The sequence below is a fragment of the Phytohabitans sp. LJ34 genome (assembly GCF_052068095.1).
GTDB lineage: Bacteria > Actinomycetota > Actinomycetes > Mycobacteriales > Micromonosporaceae > Phytohabitans.
Window position 1 is genome coordinate 16,783 of sequence record NZ_JBQHDG010000001.1, and the last position, 22,351, is coordinate 39,133.

General features: G+C 70.4%; 20 protein-coding genes. 14 read left to right on the top strand and 6 right to left on the bottom strand.

Annotated elements, in window-relative coordinates; all coding sequences use genetic code 11:
• Positions 1 to 322: 322 nt before the first annotated feature.
• Entirely contained in the window at positions 323 to 1,132 is an 810-nt protein-coding gene (locus ACTMTJ_RS00085) for an HAD family hydrolase (protein WP_441213873.1), read from the bottom strand.
• Between the two features lie 211 nt (positions 1,133 to 1,343).
• Positions 1,344 to 2,087, bottom strand: a complete 744-nt coding sequence (locus ACTMTJ_RS00090) for a tyrosine-type recombinase/integrase (RefSeq protein ID WP_441213875.1) — start codon at positions 2,085 to 2,087, stop codon at positions 1,344 to 1,346.
• On the opposite strand from ACTMTJ_RS00090, the gene ACTMTJ_RS00095 reads away from it, so the two are divergent.
• Positions 2,055 to 2,276 carry a hypothetical protein gene (locus ACTMTJ_RS00095; RefSeq protein ID WP_441213876.1) on the top strand — a complete coding sequence of 74 codons (222 nt, stop codon included), beginning with the start codon at positions 2,055 to 2,057 and terminating at the stop codon, positions 2,274 to 2,276. The two genes, ACTMTJ_RS00090 and ACTMTJ_RS00095, sit on opposite strands and share 33 nt — an antisense overlap.
• Before the next feature lie 1,206 nt (positions 2,277 to 3,482).
• Here ACTMTJ_RS00095 and ACTMTJ_RS00100 read toward each other — a convergent pair.
• Together ACTMTJ_RS00100 and ACTMTJ_RS00105 are read right to left on the bottom strand one after the other, a co-directional pair.
• On the bottom strand, positions 3,483 to 4,079 hold the full coding sequence (locus ACTMTJ_RS00100) for a hypothetical protein (protein WP_441213878.1): 597 nt from the start codon (positions 4,077 to 4,079) through the stop codon (positions 3,483 to 3,485).
• 1,032 nt (positions 4,080 to 5,111) lie between these two features.
• Complete coding sequence (locus ACTMTJ_RS00105; RefSeq protein ID WP_441213880.1) at positions 5,112 to 5,990, bottom strand: 1-aminocyclopropane-1-carboxylate deaminase/D-cysteine desulfhydrase; 879 nt, start codon at positions 5,988 to 5,990, stop codon at positions 5,112 to 5,114.
• Positions 5,991 to 6,134: 144 nt separating this feature from the next.
• On the opposite strand from ACTMTJ_RS00105, the gene ssd reads away from it, so the two are divergent.
• The 7 genes from ssd (at position 6,135) to ACTMTJ_RS00140 (ending at position 12,040) form a co-directional block, all read left to right on the top strand.
• Positions 6,135 to 7,229, top strand: coding sequence for a septum site-determining protein Ssd (ssd, locus tag ACTMTJ_RS00110; protein ID WP_441213881.1), 1,095 nt, complete (start codon positions 6,135 to 6,137; stop codon positions 7,227 to 7,229).
• Positions 7,226 to 8,416 (top strand): TadA family conjugal transfer-associated ATPase, encoded by a 1,191-nt coding sequence (locus ACTMTJ_RS00115; protein ID WP_441213883.1) that lies wholly within the window; start codon positions 7,226 to 7,228, stop codon positions 8,414 to 8,416. The genes ssd and ACTMTJ_RS00115 overlap by 4 nt, the downstream gene beginning before the upstream one ends.
• Positions 8,417 to 9,095: 679 nt before the next feature.
• On the top strand, positions 9,096 to 9,710 hold the full coding sequence (locus ACTMTJ_RS00120) for a hypothetical protein (RefSeq protein ID WP_441213884.1): 615 nt from the start codon (positions 9,096 to 9,098) through the stop codon (positions 9,708 to 9,710).
• Positions 9,711 to 9,884: 174 nt separating this feature from the next.
• Positions 9,885 to 10,595, top strand: coding sequence for a type II secretion system F family protein (locus ACTMTJ_RS00125; protein ID WP_441213886.1), 711 nt, complete (start codon positions 9,885 to 9,887; stop codon positions 10,593 to 10,595).
• A gap of 415 nt (positions 10,596 to 11,010) precedes the next feature.
• Positions 11,011 to 11,229: a DUF4244 domain-containing protein gene (locus ACTMTJ_RS00130; protein WP_441214465.1), complete on the top strand. Its 219-nt coding sequence runs from the start codon at positions 11,011 to 11,013 to the stop codon at positions 11,227 to 11,229.
• The gene (locus ACTMTJ_RS00135) at positions 11,226 to 11,630 is read left to right on the top strand and encodes a TadE family type IV pilus minor pilin (RefSeq protein ID WP_441213888.1); all 405 of its coding nucleotides are present in this window, start codon (positions 11,226 to 11,228) and stop codon (positions 11,628 to 11,630) included. The genes ACTMTJ_RS00130 and ACTMTJ_RS00135 overlap by 4 nt, the downstream gene beginning before the upstream one ends.
• The gene (locus ACTMTJ_RS00140) at positions 11,627 to 12,040 is read left to right on the top strand and encodes an Rv3654c family TadE-like protein (protein ID WP_441213890.1); all 414 of its coding nucleotides are present in this window, start codon (positions 11,627 to 11,629) and stop codon (positions 12,038 to 12,040) included. Before ACTMTJ_RS00135 ends, ACTMTJ_RS00140 begins: the two co-directional genes overlap by 4 nt.
• Positions 12,041 to 12,140: 100 nt before the next feature.
• Here the strand turns inward: ACTMTJ_RS00140 and ACTMTJ_RS00145 are convergent, their stop codons facing one another.
• On the bottom strand, positions 12,141 to 12,338 hold the full coding sequence (locus ACTMTJ_RS00145) for a hypothetical protein (protein WP_441213891.1): 198 nt from the start codon (positions 12,336 to 12,338) through the stop codon (positions 12,141 to 12,143).
• A 50-nt stretch (positions 12,339 to 12,388) separates the two neighbouring features.
• Positions 12,389 to 14,668 (bottom strand): DEAD/DEAH box helicase, encoded by a 2,280-nt coding sequence (locus ACTMTJ_RS00150; RefSeq protein ID WP_441213893.1) that lies wholly within the window; start codon positions 14,666 to 14,668, stop codon positions 12,389 to 12,391.
• A 136-nt stretch (positions 14,669 to 14,804) separates the two neighbouring features.
• Between ACTMTJ_RS00150 and ACTMTJ_RS00155 the strand changes: the two genes are divergently transcribed.
• The 6 genes from ACTMTJ_RS00155 to topA all read left to right on the top strand — a co-directional run bounded on the left by ACTMTJ_RS00155 (position 14,805) and on the right by topA (position 22,345).
• Positions 14,805 to 15,155 (top strand): STAS domain-containing protein, encoded by a 351-nt coding sequence (locus tag ACTMTJ_RS00155; RefSeq protein ID WP_441213894.1) that lies wholly within the window; start codon positions 14,805 to 14,807, stop codon positions 15,153 to 15,155.
• Positions 15,152 to 15,589: an ATP-binding protein gene (locus ACTMTJ_RS00160; protein ID WP_441213896.1), complete on the top strand. Its 438-nt coding sequence runs from the start codon at positions 15,152 to 15,154 to the stop codon at positions 15,587 to 15,589. Before ACTMTJ_RS00155 ends, ACTMTJ_RS00160 begins: the two co-directional genes overlap by 4 nt.
• 203 nt (positions 15,590 to 15,792) lie before the next feature.
• Positions 15,793 to 18,153: a sodium-translocating pyrophosphatase gene (locus tag ACTMTJ_RS00165; RefSeq protein WP_441213898.1), complete on the top strand. Its 2,361-nt coding sequence runs from the start codon at positions 15,793 to 15,795 to the stop codon at positions 18,151 to 18,153.
• A 76-nt stretch (positions 18,154 to 18,229) separates the two neighbouring features.
• The gene (locus ACTMTJ_RS00170; RefSeq protein ID WP_441213900.1) at positions 18,230 to 18,760 is read left to right on the top strand and encodes a hypothetical protein; all 531 of its coding nucleotides are present in this window, start codon (positions 18,230 to 18,232) and stop codon (positions 18,758 to 18,760) included.
• Positions 18,751 to 19,359, top strand: coding sequence for a hypothetical protein (locus tag ACTMTJ_RS00175; RefSeq protein ID WP_441213901.1), 609 nt, complete (start codon positions 18,751 to 18,753; stop codon positions 19,357 to 19,359). Before ACTMTJ_RS00170 ends, ACTMTJ_RS00175 begins: the two co-directional genes overlap by 10 nt.
• 175 nt (positions 19,360 to 19,534) lie before the next feature.
• Positions 19,535 to 22,345 (top strand): type I DNA topoisomerase, encoded by a 2,811-nt coding sequence (gene topA / locus ACTMTJ_RS00180; RefSeq protein ID WP_441213902.1) that lies wholly within the window; start codon positions 19,535 to 19,537, stop codon positions 22,343 to 22,345.
• The last annotated feature ends 6 nt before the right edge of the window (positions 22,346 to 22,351 follow it).

Genomic DNA, 22,351 nt, shown 5'->3' on the forward strand with positions numbered 1-22,351 from the left:
CACCACACGTCCGGCCGGGTTACCAAGCGTGCACCTCTAAAGTCGTTGTCAGCGGTCCTCAACGGTGCCGCCGCAACGCGCCTGCCGCGGCTGGTCGCGCGTGGGTGCCCGGTGGCCGTGCACGGAGCCCGCATCGAGCGAGGTCCGCACCCCTTGTTCTACGCCGGTCCGGCCTTGATCGCTAGCCCTCTGCAAGATTGTGTGACGGTGGGTGATTACTGGGTCATCCGGCGTGTGTGCTGGCCGGGGTCTTACCTGGCTTCTGTGCTTCTGAGCGGCCTTACCTGGCTTTGTGCTGGCCCTACCTGGCTTTGTGTGGGCCCTACCTGGCTTCTGTGCGGGTCGTGCGCGCGCGGCGGTGGCGGCCGTACCACGCGATGCCGATCGCGACCCCCACCCCCACGCCGATCGCGGCCGCGGCCACCGGCACGGCCGGTCGCTCCCGCAGCCGCCGCCCCAGCGGGATCGGGTGGCGAAACTCCAGCACAGGCCACGCGTTTTCGGTGGCGAGGCGGCGCAGCCCCCGGTCCGGGTTGACCGCCGTCGGGTGCCCCACCACCTCCAGCAGCGGGGCGTCACTGGAGGAGTCGGAATACGCGTACGACTCACTGAGGTCGTATCCACGCTCCTTGGCCATCTCGGTCACGGCGATGGCCTTGCTCGGGCCGGCGGCGTAGAACTCGACCTTGCCGTTGTACCGCCCGTCCTCGATCGTCATCCGCGTGGCGATCACATCGGTGATCCCCAGCAACTCGCCGATCGGCCGCACGATCTCCTCACCCGACGCCGAGACCAGCACGATGTCACGCCCGGCCGCCTGGTGCTCCTCGATCAGGGCGGCGGCCTCCGCGTACACGTAGGGGTTGATCAGCTCATGCAGCGTCTCGGTGACGATCTGCCGGACCTGGTCGACCTGCCAGCCTTTGCACAGCTCCGCGAGGTAGTCACGCGTGCGGGCCATGCTCTGCTCATCGGTGCCACCCAGCCGAAACATCAGCTGCGCATAAGCCGACTTCACCACGTCGCGACGCGTGATCAGCCCATCGCGGTAGAAGGGCCGGCCGAACGCCAAAGCGCTCGACTTAGCGATCACCGTCTTGTCCAGGTCAAAAAAGGCGGCACTCCGGCCCACGACGCGCCAGTCTAGCCGGATGACGTAAGGTCAGCGGGTGCCCGGGGTCATGGCCGTCGCGCACGCCGACCTGCGGTTCTGAGCCGCCGATCAGCGACACGGCGACCCGGATCACCGTATTGAGTCGGCGTGTCGCGATAGTTGCGGCAAACGCCACTCGACGCGCGCCGGTCCACTCAGGCATGCTTGTTTACGACGCGGTTTCACGTCCCTACGCGACGTGTCCGCGAAGCTCTCGGCGGTTGCACCCCCCGTGACCGCTGAGTGGGTTTCGGCTCGACCCCCCCGGAGCCGGACCCCAGACGACCCCCGCCTCCCCCCGGCGGGGGTCGTCCTCGTTGTGGAAGCGCTTTCGGTGCAGGTCAAGGCCATGATCCGTCGCTTGTGGATCTTCAAGAGGCCGCAAAGTCAGCGGATCGTCAGCGAAGCTCTTCCGGACCCAGTCGGCGTAGTCGCGGGGCGCGTGCGTGTAGCGGTTGAGAGTCGTCGACGCCTGCTCGTGTCCCATGACCCGCTGGACCACGTTGACCGGCACGCCGTCGGTGATCAGCCAGGTCGCGTAGGAGTGGCGTAGGTCGTGGAAGCGGAGCCCGCCCGCGGCCTTGCCGGCTACGTGAGCGATGGCCTCCCGCCTGGTAGTGAACTCGGCCGACCACTCGATGCCCTCGTCATCTGGCCAGGTGGCCCGATACTTGTGCGGTCCTGTTTGGCTCACGTCGCCGAGCAGGCCAGCCCGGACGAGCGAGGGTAGCCAGACCCGGCGCCGGAAGTTGGAGCGGCGCATCGGGTGGCCGGCCCGATCGGTGAAGACGAGCGTGTGGTCTTGCTTGCGCTTGCCCAGCTCTTCGCCCCGGAAGTCCGGGATGGGCACGGTGCGGACGCCCGCGCGGCTCTTCGGGTACGGCCGGATCGCGATGCCGCCGTGCGTCTCCGCCTCATCTTCGACGCCGGCCAACTCGCCGAGGACGCCCAGGCGGGCATCACCTTCCCAGACGGCGAGTTGGCCGAATGGCGGTTCGTCGCAGGCGAGGACCTCGACCAGTACACGATCGCGAGACTGGCCCGCCGCATCCACACCGCCATCGCCGCAAAGAACCGCGGGCAGGCCGTCTACGCCGAACACGGCACCGAGCCGACCGACTAATAGGTCAGCTACCGAGGAACGAGCCGATCAAGCTGCGCGAGGATCCACTGTGGGCCGAATCGCGCCGCAATCTCGTCGCCGGAGCCGGATGGAGTCGGCGCGAGGTCGAACCCTCCAGTCTGTACGTCGATTAGGACGGTCCCTGCCCCGCGCAGGACGCTCAGGCTCCTTGCCCAGGCCGGGTGTCCCCACAGCCGGGCGCTCACTGTAGGCACCACGACGAGTGGCAGCTGCGTAGCAAGCGCCTCGCAGATCGTGGCTGCTGCGTAGGTGTCCGCGATTCCCGCTGCTGCCCTTGTTGACCGTGTTGAACGTCGCGGGGCATACGACTAGCGCGACCGGAGACGGACCTTCCTTGGGCGTCGTCGGCGACCGGAAGCCAGAGACCGGCGCCTCTCCGGTCTACCCAGTCAATGCAGTGTGGTCAATCCATTGCGAGGCCGATGGCGTGCAGATGACCGTTGGCCGCCAGCCCGCGCCCTTCAGCGCCGAAACCAGCAACGGAGTCCGCGCCGCGAGAGGCGCGGCGCACACGATCAGATTGACGGGTGGTCCGCTCACGGGTCACCAGTCCATCACAGTCGCCGTGAGAACTTTCTGTACGTCGTTCAAGGCCCGCTGCCGCTGGCCCTTCGCGCCGCCGACCAGGGGCCGGGCCAAGGCCCGCCGCCCGGCGCCTGCCGCTTCGCTCCCGGTGCCGGGCGGTTACCAGCCCCGCCGGACGGCGCGACGGCCCACAGATGAGGAAAGCCCTGGGCCGCCTACGTGTGCGAAGCGGAGTTTCCGGGGCTTCCTGTTAAGAGCTATGTCCTCGCCGGACGGGCAGACAGCAGGATGCGACTGCCGGAGTCATCCCGCCACCTACCGAGGCCTACGCGGAACCTCTCAGCCGGTCTAGCGCTCGCTGGGCCCGGCCTACGGCAGACCCTAGACTGGCTGGGAGAACCCGAGAACCGGGGCAGAGCCTGGCGCGGGATGACTCCTCTGGGATTTTCCCGAAGGTCGGTCAAAGTTGTTACGTACCAAGATGCGGCAAGATGCTTGGAACGCACGTGAATGGCTCGGACCCGTTACTACCGACTAGTCGCAATTACCAGCATTGCCGGTACTATCCTGGTTTGCAGTGCAAGCGCGAGCCCGATATCTACAACGAATTTCTGGCGCGGGACACTAGCATGTCGTCGCTGCGGGTGCTGCTCGGCGACCTCAACATCCCGGCGGGACCGCGTAGTTGGAATAAAGGTCTTCGCTTCGCTGCGTGGTCCCGGAAACCGGGAGGATCACCGTGCTTCGGACCACCGCGTAATTAACATTACAGTAGTAAGGGAATGCGAGGTGTCCGAAGCTTTGATAGCGATCCGTCGGACACGTCGGGTCGTGGTTTGTGTAGCGCCCACACCGCACATTCCGTTCCTCGCTAAGATGGTTAAGTGGTGCGTCGTACATCCACGTGCTTTGTGAGATACCGGCACACTGCACGATGACCTCGTCCGACACCCGCTGACAGAAAGACTGACCTCGTGCCCGGAAGTGGCCGAAACCTTCGCTGTTGACGTAGTAGTCGACATCGACGCATTGGCCAGCACGGTATCCGGATACGACTTCGCCGAAGTTTTCGCAAACATGAGTGCCGGGAACAATATCCATGAGGATCAAACTCGTGCCATCCGAGTCGATCCTCTGGACCACATCGGGCAACACCGGGATGGAGACCTCCGGCTCGCCGGAGATGACCGGCACGCTCGACGCTGACGCGCTCGCTGCTGGCCCGGCACTCAACATGAGGCCGATCGCCACTGCCATGACCGACCACAAAATACGCTTGCTGGAACTGCTTGACCAAGCCGTCACTGACCCTCCCCAGGGCACTGATTGCGACTGGTGTCGGCGGACGTTTCTTGTTGAGCTGCCGCCACACAATGTACCGGAGGTCCATCTACAGATCCATACCCGTTCACAATCTCTAGGATATCGAGCAGTAGCATTGGCGTTGCCCTATCGTCAACCCACGGGACCCTTGTCAGCCCGGAGGAGGGAAAACCCTGGTGACAAGCGACCCCGGCGCGCCCCGTTCGGCATGGGAACGCCGGTATGCGCGATAGATGGTGATCGCCGCGCTGATCTCGGCACTTGCCGCGCTGGGTGTTTGCAACGGGTGCGGCGGTCCTTCTGTCTAGAGGGACCGCCGCCGGAGGCCCGCATGACACGCAACTAGGTGGGAGCCCTCCACCCAACTCCTTGATTATCCCGAGCGCGGCGGAGACAGGAAAGCCCAGGCCACAGACGTCGTGCCGAATACGTGCCCAAGACCACCCGATCGGTCCGTGACGCCGCGATCGTTTGCGCAGGCCACGCCTAGGTACAGCGCGTTGTTCAGTCCATCCCTCCGGAGGTGGATCCCATTGGCCGGTGGCCGCAGGCTCGGTATTGCCGATTTCGTCTCTTCTGGATCAAGGCGCCGCGCGAGCGCGGCGCACCGTGCGCGCTCGCCGATCGCCCTGCGGGCGGGCCTCCGGCCCGTCCTCGGGCGCCCGCGGCACGCCGCACCAGCCCTACGATGCCGCCGTGACCGTCAATTCCGCTGACCGGCACGACATCCCGGTCGTACGCGATGGCATCCAGTCATCCTGGCCTCTGCACGTCATCAACGGGGCCTCATCGAGAGCTGATGCTTTCGCTGTCCGCCGCTGACCGGACGTGGACGGCATCTGGTGTAAGCGTGTTCGCCGCGCTGATGGACCTTCGCGAGCAGTTGGACGCCGAACGGTCGTCCTCGTTGTGGAAGCGCTTTCGTCCCAGCTCAGAGGCCGTTTCTGTCCGTTGTGGATCTTCAAGTCACCCGCTGCCTGTCACAACTGCTACCACGACGCTGCCCGGCGCGAAGTGCCCTGCCCGCACCAGCGCGAAGACCCCGTACATCATCTTCGCCACGTAGACCCACTCCAGCACGATGTCGTGGCGTTCCGCGAAATCGTGGATGAAGCGGTCGAGCTCGGCGTCGCGGCGGGCGAACCCGCCGAAGTGGTGGCCCGTCTGCACCGACCAGTTGCCGGTCACCCGGCCGTACTCCGCCTGGAGCCGGCGGACGTCGTCCACCAGGAAGTCGCCGCCCTTGAGCGCTGCGAAACCGATCACCCGCTCGCCGCCGGTCAGCCCCAGTGCCAGCCCGGCAAGGGTGCCGCCGGTGCCAGTCGCGCAGCAGATGTGGTGGTACGCGAACGGGATCTCCGCCGGCAGCTCGGCGCAGCCGCGGAGGGCCAACGCGTTGCTGCCGCCCTCCGGCACCAGGTAGAAGTCGCCGAACTCGCGCCGTAGGCCGGCGACGACCTCGGGATCCGTCTTCGCCCGGTATGTGCCGCGGTCCATATAGGCCAGGCGCATTCCTCGGTCGACCGCGTACGCCAGCGTCGGGTTGAGCGGCCGGTGCTCCTCGCCACGGATGATGCCAATCGTGGAGAAACCGAAGTAGTGCCCGGCCGCGGCTACGGCCCTTATGTGGTTGGAGTAGGCGCCGCCGAAGGTCAACAACGTCCGGTGGCCCCGCTCGCGCGCGGCCACGAGGTTGTACTTCAACTTCCGCCACTTGTTGCCCGGGATCTCCGGGTGGATCAGGTCGTCGCGCTTGAGGTGGAGCCGGACGCCGAACCGCGCCAGCCGGTCATCGGCCAGCTCTGTGACCGGCGAAGGCACGCGCGGCTCAAACCCGCCTGACACCCGTCCTGCTTAGCAGATCGACTCACTCTTTGGCTGTTTTCCACAGCGGGTCTGCTTGTCCACAGATCGATCTTGGACCCATTGGCCTCCCGCGCCTCGGCCGGGACGGTATTCGCAGTCCCGCCACCGCCGTAGGAGCAGCGAATGCCAATGCCGTCCATGCCCGCCGCTCGTCGCCTGCCCTTGCTGGTCACCACCGATGACGACCTCCTCGAAGACCTCCTCCGCCTGGCCGCCGCCGGCGGCTGTGAGATCGAGGTCGCGCCGGACCCGGCCGCCGCCCGTCCGCGATATCCGGGCGCGCCGCTGGTCCTCATCGGGATGGACCAGGCCAACGCCGCTCTCCGCACCGCCTTGCCGCGCCGCCCACGCGTCGTCCTGGTCGGCAGGTCATCGGGGTACCGAGACGACCCTTGGCAGCTCGCCCAGGCGTTGGGTGCCGAGCACGTGGCGATACTGCCGGCCGCCGAGGGATGGCTGGTGGAGCGGTTCGCCGAGCGGTTGCCGAGCCGGGGGCACGGCAGGGTGCTGGGCGTCGTCGGCGGGCGGGGAGGCGCAGGTGCGAGCGTGCTGGCCAGCGGCCTGGCGATGACCGCGAAGCGGGCCGGCCTCCGCACGCTCCTGGTCGACGCCGACCCGCTCGGGGGCGGGCTCGATCTGGTCCTCGGTTGGGAGGATCTCGACGGGCTGCGGTGGCCGGCGCTCAGCCAGGCCGACGGCCGCATCGACGCGACCGCGCTGGTGGGAGCACTGCCCAACCGCGGCGGGCTGGTGGTGCTCTCGTGGGATCGGGGCGAGATGGTCGGCCTTCCAGCGCAGGCGATGGCGGCGACCATCGATGCCGGCCGTCGCGCCTGCGACCTGGTGGTGGTCGACCTGCCACGGCAGTTCGACGACGCGGCGGTGGTGGCGTTGCAGTCGGCCGACCGGGTCTACCTGGTGGTGCCGGCCGAGCTCCGCGCTGCCGCGGCCGCTGGCCGGATCGCCGCGCTCACCCGCCTGCATTGCGCCGACGTGGCGCTGATCGTGCGCGGCCCCACTCCAGGCCGTCTCCGTGCCCGCGACATCGCCGACTCACTGCACATGCCGCTCGCCGGCACCCTGCGCCCCGAGCCGGCGCTGTGCCGCAGCCTGGAGCAGGGTGTGGCGCCGACGTCGAAGGGGCGCGGCCCGTTGGCGGCGCTGTGCCAGCGCTTGATTTCCGAGCTGACCAGCACGTCGATGGAGGCCGCGGCATGAGCGGGCAGATCGATCTCGCGGGCCGGGTGCGCCGGCGCTTCGCTGTCGAGGGCGTGGAGGCGACGCCGTCAGCGGTGGTGTCGGCGGTGCGCAGCGAGCCCGCCGGCGCCGTTTTAGGCGACAGCGCCGTGCTACGCCTCGCCAGCCAGGTGCACAGCGATCTAGTGGGAGCCGGGCCGCTGACGCCGTATCTGACCGACCCGGCGGTCACCGACGTGCTCGTCAACGGGCGGGACGTGTGGGTCGATCGGGGCTGCGGCCTCCAGCGGGTGTCCACTGTGCTCGGCGGTGTCGACGAGGTGCGGCGGCTCGCCCAGCGGTTGGCGGCCGGTTGCGGGCGTCGACTCGACGACGCCAGCCCGTACGTCGACGCGCGCCTGGCCGACGGCACCCGACTGCACGCCGTGCTTCCGCCGGTGGCCACCGAGGGCCCGTACCTGTCGCTGCGCACGTTCCGGCAGCGGCCGTTCACGCTGCATGAGTTGATCGAGCAGGGCACGGTCCCTGAGCCGATCGCGACGCTGCTGGCCGCGATCGTGGGCGCCCGTTTGGCATACCTGGTGACCGGCGGCACCGGCTCCGGCAAGACCACCCTGCTCAATACCTTGCTCGGACTGGTGCCGCCGGTCGAGCGGATCGTGCTGGTCGAAGACGCCGCCGAGCTGCGACCGGTGCACCCGCACGTCGTCGGCCTCCAGGCACGCACGTCCAATGTGGAGGGCGCGGGCACCGTGACGCTCAGCGACCTCGTGCGCCAGGCGCTGCGCATGCGACCCGACCGGCTGGTGGTGGGCGAGTGCCGCGGGAGCGAGGTCGTCGATCTGCTTGCCGCGCTCAACACCGGCCACGAGGGCGGCGCTGGCACGCTTCACGCCAACTCGCCGGCCGACGTGCCCGCGCGGCTTGAGGCGCTGGGCCTGTTGGGCGGCCTGCCCCGCGCCGCGCTGCACGCCCAGGCGGCGGCCGCGCTCCAGACGGTGCTCCACGTGCGGCGCACCCGTGGCGGACGCATCCTCGACTCGATCAGCGTGCTGACGCCCTCCGGCAGCGAGCGGCTTGTGGCGGTGCTCCCGGCGTGGCGGCGGGGACACGGGCCAGGGCCGGGGGCTCCAGCGTTGGCCCGGATGTTCCTCGACCGCTCGGTCCTGGTGCCGCCGGTGCTGTCACCACAAGGGGGCCGGCCGTGACAGCACACTGGATGGTCGCTGCCACCTGCCTTGTCGCCGCGGCCGTCGTGCTGGCCTGGCCGCGGCGCGGTCGCCCTGCCCGCTTGCTGACCGCGTCGCGTCCAGCAGAGCGGAGCCTGCACGCTCGGGTCGAGTCGCTCTCCGGCCCCCGGGCGATGATGGTGGCGGTTGCCCTCGCCGCCCTCACCGGCACGCTGGTCGCCGGACCGGTCGCCGGTGTGGTGGCCGGCGGATACGGCGCTATCGCGGTGCACACGGTGCTGCGCCGCCGGGCCACCCGGGCAGCGGCGGCTATGCGGACCCGGTCGCTCGACGCGCTGTGCGGATTGGCGGCGGATCTCCGGGCCGGCCTCCCCGCCACGGGTGCCGCCCAGGTGGCCGGCGCCACCGATCCCGCGGCCGGTCCGGGCGCGATCGAAGACCGCCGGATGGCCGAGCTCGCGGGGGCGGCCTGGCGCCTGGCGGAACGCACCGGCGCGCCCATCGCCGACCTGATCGAGCGGATCGAGGCCGACGCCCGTGCCATGGACCGGGCGAGCGCGGCCGCGGCGGCCCAGGCCGCGGGTGCGCGGGCCACGGCGTGGCTGCTCGCCGGCCTGCCGGTGGGTGGCATCGCGCTGGGATACAGCATCGGGGCCGATCCACTGGCCGTATTGCTGCACACCTCGATCGGCGCCGCTTGTGCCGTGGGCGCGATCGTGCTCCAGGTGGCAGGGCTGGCCTGGGCCGACCGCATCGCCTCGGTGGGCACCGCGCGACCTGCGTCCGCACCGCGGACACCGGCACAACCACCCACGACGACATCTGGAGCGGCGGCGTCATCGACGGCGCTACCTATATCCAGGACGGCGTCAAGAGGACCGTCGCCGGCGCTGCCACCGCGGCCGAAGGTCACATCGCAGCCAGACGCACCAAGACCAGCAGTGGTACCAGCTCCGACGGCGCCACCACGGGCGAAGGCGGCACCGCCGGCGTGGCCCGCACCGGCGGCGGCATCCGGAGCGGCAGCGACACCGACGATGCCGCCACGGCCGGCAGCGGCGGCGCCACGACCACAGGCAGGCACGGCGGCGGCCGGAGGAGCAGCACCGGCATCGAGAGTGCCACTACGACCGAGGGTGACATCGCCGGCGGCAAACGCATCACCTACGGCGCCAGCAGCGGCACCGCCGGCAACAGTGCCGCCACGGGCGAAGGCGGCACCGCAGACGGCGCAGGCCCGCGTCGGGGCATCCGGAGCGGTGCCAGCACAGACCGGGAGACCGCGGCCGGCGGTGGCACCAGCCTCGTCTGATCCACTTTGGACAGCGGTCGGACTGACCAGCCCATGGCCGGAGACCGCCGGACCGGTGCGGGCGGACGGCACCGGAGGCACCCCCGGTCGTCCGACGCATCATCCGCTGCCGCGTGCCGCGGTCGGCCGCAGTGCGGCGGTCGCCGCTGAGCGGGCTGAGCCGAGGAGCGAAGCATGACGCCGGCGGAGGCATTGCTCGTCGCGTGCCTGGTGGCGGCCGCGGTCGTTGCCGGCGTGCGTGGCCGGCCGGCCCGGCGGCGACTGGCCAGCCTATCCACGCGCCGGCGATGGCGGCCCAACCCGATGCGGCTCGCGGCGGGCCTGGGCGGCTTCGCCCTCGCGATCTTCGTGGGCGGCCTGCCAGGACTGGTGGTCGGCGCGGTCGCGGCGGTGGTCCTGGAGCGCTTCCTGCGACGGCTGGAGCCTCCCGAGGCGCGGGCGCGACGGCTGCGTGAGATCGCCGACCTGCCGCTAGCGGCCGACCTGATGGCGGCCGGCCTCCGCGCGGGCGCGCCGGTGGACCATGCCGCCGCGGCCGTGGCGGACGCGGTCGGTGGCCCGCTCGGCGAGCGCCTCGCTCGGGTAGCCCGCTCCCTCCGGCTGGGCGCTGAGCCAGCCGAGGCGTGGGGGCATCTCGCGCCGGTGGCCGGTGCTGGGCGGATGGCGCAGGCGGCCGCGAGGTCCAGCGCCAGCGGAGCAGCCCTGGCCGGTGCACTGGTCCGGCTCGCGGACGACCTGCGTGCCGATCGCGCGGTGGCGAGCGAGGCGGCCGCCCGGCGTGCGGGGGTGCTCATCGTGCTGCCGCTGGGGCTGTGCTTCCTGCCGGCGTTCATCCTTGCCGGCCTGGTGCCGGTGCTGGTCGCGGTCCTGCGTGACGTGCTCTGAGGTCGCCAGCCGGCCGAGGCGCTGCCGGCTTCGACGCGGCCGGCGGCATCGAGCCGCCGCCAGCCTCGAGAGCCGCCCGCGACCCACGTGCGGCAAGACCGCTGGCGAATTCGAGGCGTCGCCCGCTTCGAGGAGATGCCGAGCCGCTGGCTTCGAGGCCGCAGGCCGTGTTGAGCGGCTGCTTCGAGGCCGCAGGCGATGCCGAGCGGCTGGCTTTGAGGCCGCAGGCCGTGTCGTGCGGCTGGCTTTGAGGCCGCAGGCGGTGTCGTGCGGCTGGCTTTGAGGCTGGATGCCGTGTCGAGCCGCCGGCTTTGAGGCGGCTGGCGATGTCCGGCCGCTGCTGAGGGGAAACGAGGGCGTGGAGGAGCTTCGCCCGCCAGCCCGGCGGGTGTGGGGGATTCGACGAAGAGAGGGGATTCGTGTGCGCAGTCTGATCGCCCGGCTATGGGGAGCCGGGTTGCGGGGGATCGTGGCGCGGAGGCGCCGCGTGGCGGCCGACGCCGGGATGAACACCGCTGAGTACGCCGTCGGCACCATGGCGGCTGTCGCGTTCGCCGGCGTGCTGCTGAAGGTGGTCACCAGCGGCAGCATCTTCCGAGCGCTCACCGGCATCATCGAGGGGGCGCTGAAGTGAGCCGGGGCCGGCGGCCCGGCCGCGATCCGCGATCTGACCGCGATCGGAGAGCGGGCCGTGACCGGGGGTCGTTCACGGCCGAGTTGGCGGCTGGGCTGCCGGCCCTGATGCTGTTGCTGTTCGCCGGGCTGACGGCGGTCAACGCGGTGACGACCAAGGCCCACTGCGTGGACGCCGCCCGTGAGGCCGCGCTTGCGGCCGCCCGCGGCGAGAGCGGAGTGGCGGCGGGGCAGCGGATAGCGCCGCCCGGCGCAGCGGTTTCGATCGCGATGGCGGGCGACACAGTGGTGGCGACCGTGAGGGCACCGGTGCGCGCGATCGGGGCCGGCGTCCCCGGCACGACGGTCACGGCGACGGCCGTCGCCGCCGTGGAGCCCGGCACGCCGGAGCCGGCGGGATGAGCCGCCAACGACACGCGGTCCGCGGCGGGCGGTGTCGCCGCGGTGAAGAGCGGGGGAGACGAGCGGCGGATCGGGGTGCCGCGACCATCATGGTCCTGGCGATCGGGCTGGTGCTGATCGGCGTCGCGGTGGCCGGGGCCGCGGTGGGCGCGGCGCGTGTGGCACGGCACGAGGCGCGCACGGCGGCTGACCTTGGCGCGCTCGCGGGCGCGATGCGGGTGCTCGAAGGCCCGGACACCGCCTGCGCCCGCGCGGGCGAGCTGGTGGCCAGAAATGGCGGACGGCTAGCCGCGTGCACAGTGGATGGTCTGGACCTCATTGTCGCCGCTGAGGTCGACGTGACACCGCTGCCCGGCCTCACCCGCACCGCACGTGCGGCGGCCCGCGCCGGCCCGATCCGCACCGAGTAGGGCCGCGCGGCCGCGCCGCACCGGCCCACGCCGCGAACGCAACGCCGGGCCGCGTCGCACCGCATCGCGCAACGCCGGGCCGCGTCGGGCCGCGTCGCCGCTAGGGCTGCGCGACGCGTACGGCCAGGCCGTTGAGGATCTGGTGGATGCTGTAGAGGCGTTGGTTGATCATTTCTAGGCGTTCGGCCTGGGCGAAAGCGGCGTAGGCCTGGGCTAGGGCGATCTGCTGGTCGGTGGTCAGGGTTTCTTGGTTGATTCCGTAGAGGATCTCTATGGTCTCGGCGATCGTGTTGGCCACGGGTTGACGCTACCTACCCATCCATGCTCATCGAAGTACGTGAGCAAGATTTAACGGGGTAGCGACGCCAGCACCACATCCAGGACACGTACCGCGTCGGGCTTGGAGAGTGGGTTGTTGCCGTTGCCGCACTTGGGTGACTGCACGCATGACGGGCAACCCGCCTCGCAGGCGCAGCCGTCGATCGCGTCTCGCGTTGCCTGTAGCCACCCGGCGGCGATTCTGTACGCGCGCTCCGCGAAGCCGGCGCCGCCGGGGTGGCCGTCGTACACGAAGACGGTGGGTGTGCCGGTGTCCGGGTGTGCCGCGGTGGAGAGGCCGCCGATGTCCCAGCGGTCGCAGGTGGCGACCAGCGGGAGTAGGCCGATCGCGGCGTGTTCGGCCGCGTGTAGGCCGCCGGGCACGTCTTCGACGCCGGCGGCCTCAAGTGACCGTGGCGACAGCGTGAACCACACCGCCGTCGTGCGGAGCTCGCGTGTGGGCAGGTCGAGTGGCCAGGTGCCGAGCACCTCGCCCGAGCCGATGCGGCGGCGCTGGTACGAGACGACCTGGCTGGTCACGTCGACGTCGCCGAAGAAGAGGCCGACCGGGCCGGCATCCACATAAGAGCGTACCGAGGTGACGGAGAGGGAGGTGACGTCGCGGGCGTGGGTGGACCACTCGGGTTCCTCGCGGTGTACGAGCGCGACCGCGTCGTCCAGGTCGAGGGTGTCCACGACGTACGACTCGCCCTGGTGCAGGTAGACGGCTCCTGAGTGGACCATGAAGTGCGAGGAGGCGGGGTCGACGGTGCCGAGCAGGCGGCCTGTGGCGGCCTCGACCACGCAGACCGGCAGGCCGCCGGTGCCGCGCAGGTCGACCTCGGGTCGGCCCTCGCCGGTCCAGTACCAGCCGCTGGGGCGGCGCCGCAGGACGCCTTCGGCGACTAGTTCGTCGAGCACCGCGGGCGCGTCGGGGCCGAAGAGTGGGAGGTCGGCTCGGGTGAGCGGGGCCTCGTACGCGGCGCTGCACAGCTGTGGGGCCAGCACGTACGGGTTGGCGGGGTCGAGCACGGTCGCCTCCACGGGGCGGCCGAAGAGGGCCTCCGGGTGGTGGACGAGGTAGGTGTCGAGTGGGTCGTCGCGGGCGACGAGCACGGCCAGTGCCTCGTGGCCGTTGCGACCGGCGCGGCCGGCCTGCTGCCACAGCGAGGCGCGGGTGCCGGGCCAGCCGCAGATCACGACCGCGTCGAGACCGACCAGGTCGACGCCGAGTTCGAGGGCGTTGGTGGAGGCGAGGCCGAGCAGCTCGCCGGAGTGCAGGGCGGCTTCGAGCTCGCGCCGTTCTTCACGTAGGTAGCCACCCCGGTAGGCGGCGACCCGTGCGCCCAGGCCGGGCACCGCCTCGTCGAGTGACCGCCGTGCCATGGTCGCGATGGCTTCGGCGCCGCGCCGGGAGCGGACGAACGCCAGGGTGCGTACACCGTTGATGACGGCGTCGGTGAGCAGGTCGGCGCTTTCGCGTAGCGCCGATCGGCGGACAGGTGCGGCGTCCTCGCCGCCGGAACCGGGCACGAGCGGCGGCTCCCACAGCGCGAAGGTCACGCCGCCGCGTGGCGATGCGTCTTCGGTGACGGCCTCGACGACCAGGCCGGTGAGTCGCTTTGCGGAGGTGGCGGGGTCGCCGGAGGTCGCGGAAGCCAGCACGAACACGGGGGTGCGGCCGTAGCGGTTGGCTGCCCGGCGCAGGCGCCGCAGCACGTGGGCGACGTGTGAGCCGAAGACGCCGCGGTAGGTGTGGCACTCGTCGACCACCACGTATCGCAGGCGCCGCAGGAAGGTCTGCCACGCGGCGTGTCCGGGGAGGATGCCGTGGTGGAGCATGTCCGGGTTGGTCAGCACGAAACGCGAGTGCTGCCGGATCCACTCCCGCTCCTCGCGCGGTGTGTCGCCGTCGTAACACGCCGGCCGTACACCATCGATGCCGAGAGCGGCGACGGCGCGCAACTGGTCGGCGGCGAGCGCCTTGGTCGGCGCGAGATAAAGGGTCGTGGCGCGCGGGTCTTCGAGCAGGGCGGCCAGCGCCGGGAGCTGGTAGGCCAGCGACTTTCCGGAGGCGGTGCCGGTGGCGACGACGACGTGGCGCCCGGCGTGGGCGTGGCTCGCCGCCTCGGCCTGGTGGCGCCACGGCGCCGCGACCCCGCGCTCGGCGAGGGCCTCGCGCAGCGGGTCGGGCACCCAGCTGGGCCAGGGCACCGTCTCGCCCTCGCGGGTGGGCACCCGCTCGATGTGCGTGACGGAGTCGGGGCCCAATCGGCGGAGCAGCTCAGCCGGCTCGGCGACGGTCGTCACGCCATGCACTCTCGCACTGGTGTGCGGAAAACCCAAACAGGTGAGTGTGCCGAAACCTGAACGCGCTGGCCGGGCGGCTCACCGCAGCCGTCGTGTCGGTGGTTAGATGCCCAAGAAGGCAGTAGAGGGAGGCCCGATGGAGCTCTCGCTTGCGACCCGCGCCGTCGCCGAGCACGCGGTGCTGGAGGTCGGCGGCGAGGTGGACGTGTATACGGCGCCGCGGCTGCGCGAGCGGCTCAACGAGCTGATCGACGGCGGTGCGCGGAGCATCGTGGTCGACCTCAACAGGGTGGACTTCCTGGACTCCACCGGCCTTGGCGTGCTCGTCGGCGCCCACCGGCGGCTGCGTCCGCTCGGTGGCCGGTGCGTGCTGGCCTGTGACAAGGAGCCGCTGCTCAAGATTTTCCGCATCACCGCCCTGGACCAGGTGTTTCCCCTGTACCCCTCGGTGGAGGCGGCGACGGACCAATCCGGCCCCACCGCGTGATGTCGACGGTCAAACTCGCGTTCTCGCCGGCACCGGTGCACGTCCGCACGGCGCGGCTGGTCGGCGTGGCGGTGGCCCGGCGTGCCGGGGTGGCCGAGGAGTTGCTCGACGAGGTGCGGCTGGCGATCGGTGAGGCGTGCACGCGGGCGGTGGCGCTGCACCGGCAGTACCAGCTGCCCGACCTGGTGCAGATGGAGATGAGTGACGACGAGAGCTACACCGTGCGGGTGATCGACCGCGCGCCGATCGAGACCGGGCTGGGGCTGCGCACCCTTCCGCCGGATGAGTTGGCCAACGAGGCGCTCACCGACGAGGCGCTCACGGTTGGTGTCGGATTTGCGCTCCTTGCCGGCTTCGTCGATGATCTACAGGTGCGCCCCGTGGACGTCGGCATCGGCACAGAAGTGCGTATGGTCTGGCCCGTGGGGAAGTAAACCGGCTAACACAGCGGCGAATATCACCGTCACACAGCTGGTGGGCGGTGTGACCGTCGACACGGTGTGCCGCTACAGTACCCGGGTTATCTGCAAGAACCCGGGTGCGCGGGCGCCGGGGTTCGATTGCTCAATCGCGTGCAGGCGCTCCGCCGGTTCGTCCGCCGGCTGGGCGGGAATCGCAACGGCTCAGGAGGACATAGATGTCCGAAAGCTTGGCCGCCGACAGCGGCGGGCTGTCCATCACCGGTAGCAACCTTACGTACGTCATCATCGCGGCAGTGATCGCGCTGGTGGCGCTCGGCTTCGCGGCAGCCCTGGTCAGGGCCGTGCTGGCGGCTGGTAAGGGCACCGAAAAAATGCAGGAGATCGCTGGCGCCGTACAGGAGGGCGCCTCGGCCTACCTGTTCCGCCAGTTCAGGACCCTCAGCATCTTCGTCGTTATCGCTGTTGTGGTCCTGTTCGTGCTGCCGGTGCACGGTGACAGCGACAACGAGACGCTGGTCAAGATCGGCAGGTCGGCGTTCTTCATCGTGGGTGCGGTGTTCAGCGCGTTCATCGGTGGCGCGGGCATGGCCCTGGCGACGCGCGCCAACCTTCGGGTGGCCGCCGCGGCGCGGGCCAGCGAGGGCGGTCGCGAGGAGGCGATGAAGATCGCCTTCCGCACCGGCGGCGTAGTCGGCTTCCTCACCGTCGGCCTCGGCCTGTTCGGCGCCGCGCTCGTGGTGCTGCTGTACGAGGGCGACGCGCCCACCGTGCTGGAGGGCTTCGGCTTCGGTGCCGCTCTGCTCGCGATGTTCATGCGGGTCGGCGGCGGCATCTTCACCAAGGCCGCGGACGTCGGCGCCGACCTGGTCGGCAAGGTGGAGCAGGGCATCCCCGAGGATGACCCGCGCAATGCCGCCACCATCGCCGACAACGTGGGCGACAACGTCGGCGACTGCGCCGGCATGGCGGCGGACCTCTTCGAGTCGTATGCCGTCACGTTGGTCGCCGCGCTGATCCTCGGCCGGGCCGCGTTCGGCGAGGACGGCCTGATCTTCCCGCTGATTGTCTCCGGCATCGGCGTGGTCATCGCGATCGTCGGCGTGTTCATCACCCGCCTACGCGCCTCGGACCGCAACGGCCTGACCGCGATCAACCGCGCCTTCTACATTTCCGCGCTCATCGCGGCCGTGCTCGTGGGCATCGCCTCCTTCGCGTACCTGCCCTCGGACTTCGCCGACTTCGGCGGCGGCGTGCCGGACCTCGACGGCAGCCCGGAGCTCATCGCGATCGGCGCGGTCGTGATCGGTATCGTGCTGGCCGCCGCCATCCAGGCGCTGACCGGCTACTTCACCGAGACCAACCGGCGGCCGGTGCGCGACATCGGCAACAGCTCGGAGACCGGCGCGGCCACCGTCATCCTCGCCGGCATCAGCGTCGGCCTCGAGTCGGCCGTGTACTCCGCGCTGCTCATCGGCGCGGGCGTCTTCGGCGCCTTCCTGCTCGGTGGCGGCTCGATCACGCTCTCGCTCTTCGCGGTCGCGTTGGCCGGCACCGGCCTGCTCACCACAGTCGGCGTGATCGTCGCGATGGACACCTTCGGCCCGATCTCGGACAACGCGCAGGGCATCGCCGAGATGTCCGGCGACATCGACGAGCAGGGCGCTCGGACACTGACCGAGCTCGACGCGGTCGGCAACACCACCAAGGCGATCACCAAGGGCATCGCGATCGCGACGGCCGTCCTCGCGGCGACCGCGCTCTTCGGCTCGTACCAGGACACGGTGGTCGGCTCGCTCACCGATGCCGGCTCCGACCTGTCGATCGACGAACTGCTCAACGTCGCCAACCCGCGCAACCTGGTGGGTCTGATCATCGGTGCCGCGGTGGTCTTCCTCTTCTCCGGTCTGGCTATCAACGCGGTGTCCCGCTCGGCGGGCGCGGTGGTGATGGAGGTGCGGCGCCAGTTCCGCGACTTCCCAGGGATCATGGACGGCACCCAGCGTCCGGAGTACGGCAAGGTCGTCGACATCTGCACCCGGGACGCGCAGCGCGAGCTGATGACCCCCGGCCTGCTGGCCGTGCTCGCCCCGATCGCGGTCGGGTTCGGTCTCGGCGCGGGTGCGCTCGCCGCGTACCTGGCCGGCGCCATCGGCACGGGTGTTCTCATGGCGGTCTTCCTGGCCAACTCGGGCGGTGCCTGGGACAACGCCAAGAAGCTTGTCGAGGATGGCGCGCACGGCGGCAAGGGCTCGGAGCAGCACGCGGCCACGGTCATCGGCGACACGGTGGGTGACCCGTTCAAGGACACCGCCGGTCCGGCCATCAACCCGCTGATCAAGGTGATGAACCTGGTCTCGCTGCTGATCGCCCCGGCCGTCGTGTCGTTCAGCATCGGCGACGACCAGAACGACCCGGTCCGTATCACCATCGCGATCGTGGCCGCGCTCATCATCGTGGCGGCGGTGGCGTTCAGCAAGCGCAAGCCCGTCGCGATGGGCGACGAGGGGTCCGGTGTGGAGTCGGGAAAAGCCGGTAACGGCTCGTCCGACCAGGAGCCCGAGCGAGTGAACGCCTGATATCTCGGTAGTGCACGACAAAGGGCGCCCCGTACGTGTACGGGGCGCCCTTTCGCAAACCGCTACGCTGCAACGCATGCGTACGCCCCGCGCGATACTCGTCGCACTCATGACGGCGTTCGCGCTCCTGGCCGGGGGCTGCGGGGGAGGGCCCGCGCCGCGGGCGTGGGCGGCCAACGTGTGCACCGCGCTGAGTCCCTGGCGCACCGAGATCAGCACGCTGACCAGCCGCACCCAGCAGCAGATGACGGCGAAGACCACGCCCGCGCAGGCCAAGGAAAACCTGGTACGCCTGCTGGGCGGTGCCGAGTCGGCCAGCGAGGCGGCTCGCGCCAAGGTCGAAGAGGCCGGCGTGCCCGATGTCGACGGCGGCGAGGGCGTGGCCAAGGGCTTCGTCAGCTCGCTGACCGCGATGCGCGACGCGTACGGGCGGGCCAGGCAGAGCATCGAAGGGCTTGACGCGGGACGCGCCGACCCCTTCTACGACGGCGTCGAGTCGGTCATGAGCACGCTGACCACGGAGTACAACCAGAGCGCCCTGGACACCAGCTCGCTCGACTCGGAGGAGCTGCGGGCGGCCTTCGACGAGGTCCCGGAGTGTCGCTGACCCCGGGCGCCCACGAGCCGACCCGGCGGCAGCTGTCGCTTTTCGGGGTGGAGGCACACGACCCCACCCCGGCCGACCTGGCCGGCCTGCTCGCCGGCCCGGCGCAGGTGGTCCGGATGGGCGGCACCGCTCGGGTCTCGGTCGAGGTCGACGGGGCCTGGCGGGTACACGTGCTGATCGCGGAGTTCGCCCTGCGCGGCCTCCAGGCGACCTGGGAACTGGCCACGGTCGAGGGACAGCTGGTCGTGCGTACCGCGTACGCGACAACCCTGGCCGCGCTCGGCGCCGCCTGGCTGCGTACGGCGGTCAAGCGCCCGCCGGCCGGGTTCCACCTCAACGGGCCCCGCCTGCGCCTGTGGGCGGCCGCGGCGGGCGGCTCTGACCAGCACGGATACGTGCTGCGCCTGGGCGCCCCGGACGAGCACTGCTGGGAGCCGGTGGGTGCGGCGCTGGCGGCCATCGGGCTGCCCGGAGTGCTGCTCGGGCCGCGTGCCGGCGGTCCCGCGTACCGGATAACGGGACGGCGCCGGCTGGGCCGTCTGGCGGAGCTTGTCGGCGACCGCCCGGCTGCCGCGCCACCGGCCGAATGGCCTGGTTGATCGGGGGAAAAGAGGCTCGTAGAACGGCGGTGGCCGACGTCCATGTTGCAGTTCGGTGTACGGTGTCGCCGACCGGTCCGCGCAACCGCCGGGCCGACGGCGCGTTACGTTGGACATCTGGCGTCCGATTCTGTAACCGGACGTGAGGGCCCAAGTAGTAAAGGTCAGGAGAGAAGTGCCGAGCAACGCCAGCAGCCGTCTGGTCATCGTCGAGTCACCGGCGAAGGCCAAGACGATCTCGGGTTATCTGGGCCCGGGATACGTCGTGGAGGCGAGCCTGGGCCATGTGCGTGACCTTCCGCGCAACGCCGCCGACGTGCCGGCTTCGCACAAGAAGGAGCCTTGGGCCCGGCTCGGCGTCGACGTCGACAACGGGTTCGCCGCCCTCTACGTCGTCTCTCCCGATCGAAGGGACCAGATACGCAAGCTTCGCTCGCTGGTCAAGGAGGTCGACGAGGTCTTCCTCGCCACCGATGAAGACCGCGAGGGCGAGGCCATCGCCTGGCACCTGGTGGAGACGCTCAAGCCCAAGGTGCCGGTCCGCCGGATGGTCTTCCACGAGATCACCAGGTCGGCGATCCAGGCCGCGATAGCGAACCCGCGCGATATCGACCGCGATCTCGTCGACGCGCAGGAGGCCCGCCGCATCCTCGACCGCCTCTACGGGTACGAAGTCTCGCCCGTGCTGTGGAAGAAGGTCATGCCGCGGCTCTCGGCCGGCCGGGTGCAGTCGGTCGCCACGCGCATCGTCGTGGAGCGCGAGCGGCAGCGGATGGCGTTCCGCACGGCCGAGTACTGGGACATCGCCGCCACCCTGGCGGTGCAGGGCCAGGTCGAGGGCCCTCGCACGTTCGGGGCGACGCTGATCGCGCTCGACGGCGACCGCATCGCCACCGGCAAAGACTTCGAGCCGACGACCGGGCAGGTGAGGCCGGGGGCCGGGGTCGTCCATCTGGACGCCGACGGCGCTCGTGGGCTGGCCGCTCGCCTGGACGGGCGGCCGTTCACTGTCACCCGCGTGGAGGAAAAGCCGTACCGGCGCAAGCCGTACGCGCCGTTCATCACCTCCACGCTCCAGCAGGAGGCCGCACGCAAGCTGCGCCTGTCCTCGCAGCAGACGATGCGGGTGGCGCAGCGGCTGTACGAAAACGGCTACATCACCTATATGCGTACCGACTCGGTCAATCTGTCGGAGACCGCCCTCGCCGCTGCCCGCCGGCAGATCGCCGAGCTGTACGGCGAGCGCAACGTGCCGCCGGAGCCGCGCCGCTACACCGGCAAGGTCAAAAACGCCCAGGAGGCGCACGAGGCGATCCGCCCCGCGGGTGACAACTTCCGGACACCTGGCGAGGTGGCCAAGGAGCTGTCGACCGAGGAGTTCAAGCTCTACGAGCTGATCTGGCGGCGCACGATCGCGTCCCAGATGACCGACGCGGTCGGTTCGTCCGTGTCCGTGCGCATCCGGGCCGTCTCCACCTCGGGGGAGGAGGCCGACTTCGGTGCTACCGGCAAGACGATCACCGATCCGGGCTTCCTGCGCGCGTACGTCGAGTCTTCCGACGACGAAAACGCCGAGGCCGACGACCAGGAGCGGCGCCTGCCCACCCTGGTCAAGGACCAGCCGCTCACCGCCGAGGAGCTGGCCGCGGTCGGGCACACCACCCAGCCGCCGTCCCGCTACACCGAGGCGTCGCTGGTCAAGCAGCTGGAAGAGCTGGGGATCGGCCGCCCGTCGACGTACGCGTCGATCATGGCGACCATCCAGGACCGCGGTTACGTGTTCAAACGCGGCCAGGCGCTGATCCCGTCCTTCCTCGCGTTCGCGGTGGTGGGGCTGCTGGAGCGGCACTACCCGCGGCTCGTCGACTACAACTTCACCGCGGCGATGGAAAACGAGTTGGACGAGATCGCCTCCGGCGACGCCCACTCGATCGACTTCCTGACCTCGTTCTACTTCGGCTCGCCGGTGGGTGACGACGGGTCGATCGCACGTTCCGGTGGCCTGAAGAAGATGGTCACCGAAAACCTCGGCGACATCGACGCCCGCAGCGTCAACTCGATCCCGCTGTTCCGCGACGACGACGGGCGCGACGTGGTGGTGCGGGTCGGCCGCTACGGGCCCTACCTCCAGCGCACCCTGCCCGACGCCACGCCTTCGGAGGGGTCGGACAACGGTGACGACCGGGTCTCCATCCCCGAAGGGCTGGCGCCCGACGAGCTCACCCCGGAGAAGGTCGAGGAGCTGTTCCTCGGCGGCGGCGGCGAGCGCAAGCTCGGCGAGCACCCGGAGACGGGCGAGCCAGTGGTGCTCAAGTCCGGCCGCTACGGCCCGTACGTGTCCACCGGCGACCGCAACGCCTCGCTGCTGCGCTCGCAGTCACCCGAGACCGTGACGCTCGAAGAGGCGCTCAAGCTGCTCACGCTGCCCCGCCTGGTCGGCACCGACCCGGAGGGCAACGAGATCCTCGCGGCCGCCGGGCGTTACGGCCCGTACGTCAAGCGCGGCGACGACTACCGCTCGCTCGACAACGAAGACAAGATCTTCACGGTCACGCTCGACGAGGCGCTGGCGCTGCTGGCCGCCCCGAAGACCCGCCAGCGCCGCGCGGCCGCCGAGCCGCTGCGCGAGCTGGGCGTCGACCCGCTCACCGAAAAGCAGATGACGATCAAGAACGGCCGCTTCGGGCCGTACGTCACCGACGGCGAGACGAACGCCTCGCTCAAGCGCGACCAGACGCCGGAGTCGCTCACGATCGAGCAGGCCTCGGAGATGCTGGCCGACCGCAGGGCACGCGGCCCGGCCAAGCCGCGCAAGAAGGCCGCCGCGGCGAAGAAGACGACGGCTGCGGCCTCGGGCGACGGTGCGACGCCGGCGAAGAAGACCGCGGCGAAGAAGACGGCCGCCAAGAAGACAACCGCCGCGAAGAAGGCGGCGCCGAAGAAGGCCGCCCCACGGAAGGCGGCCGCGCGGAAGGCTTCCGAGTAGTTCGAA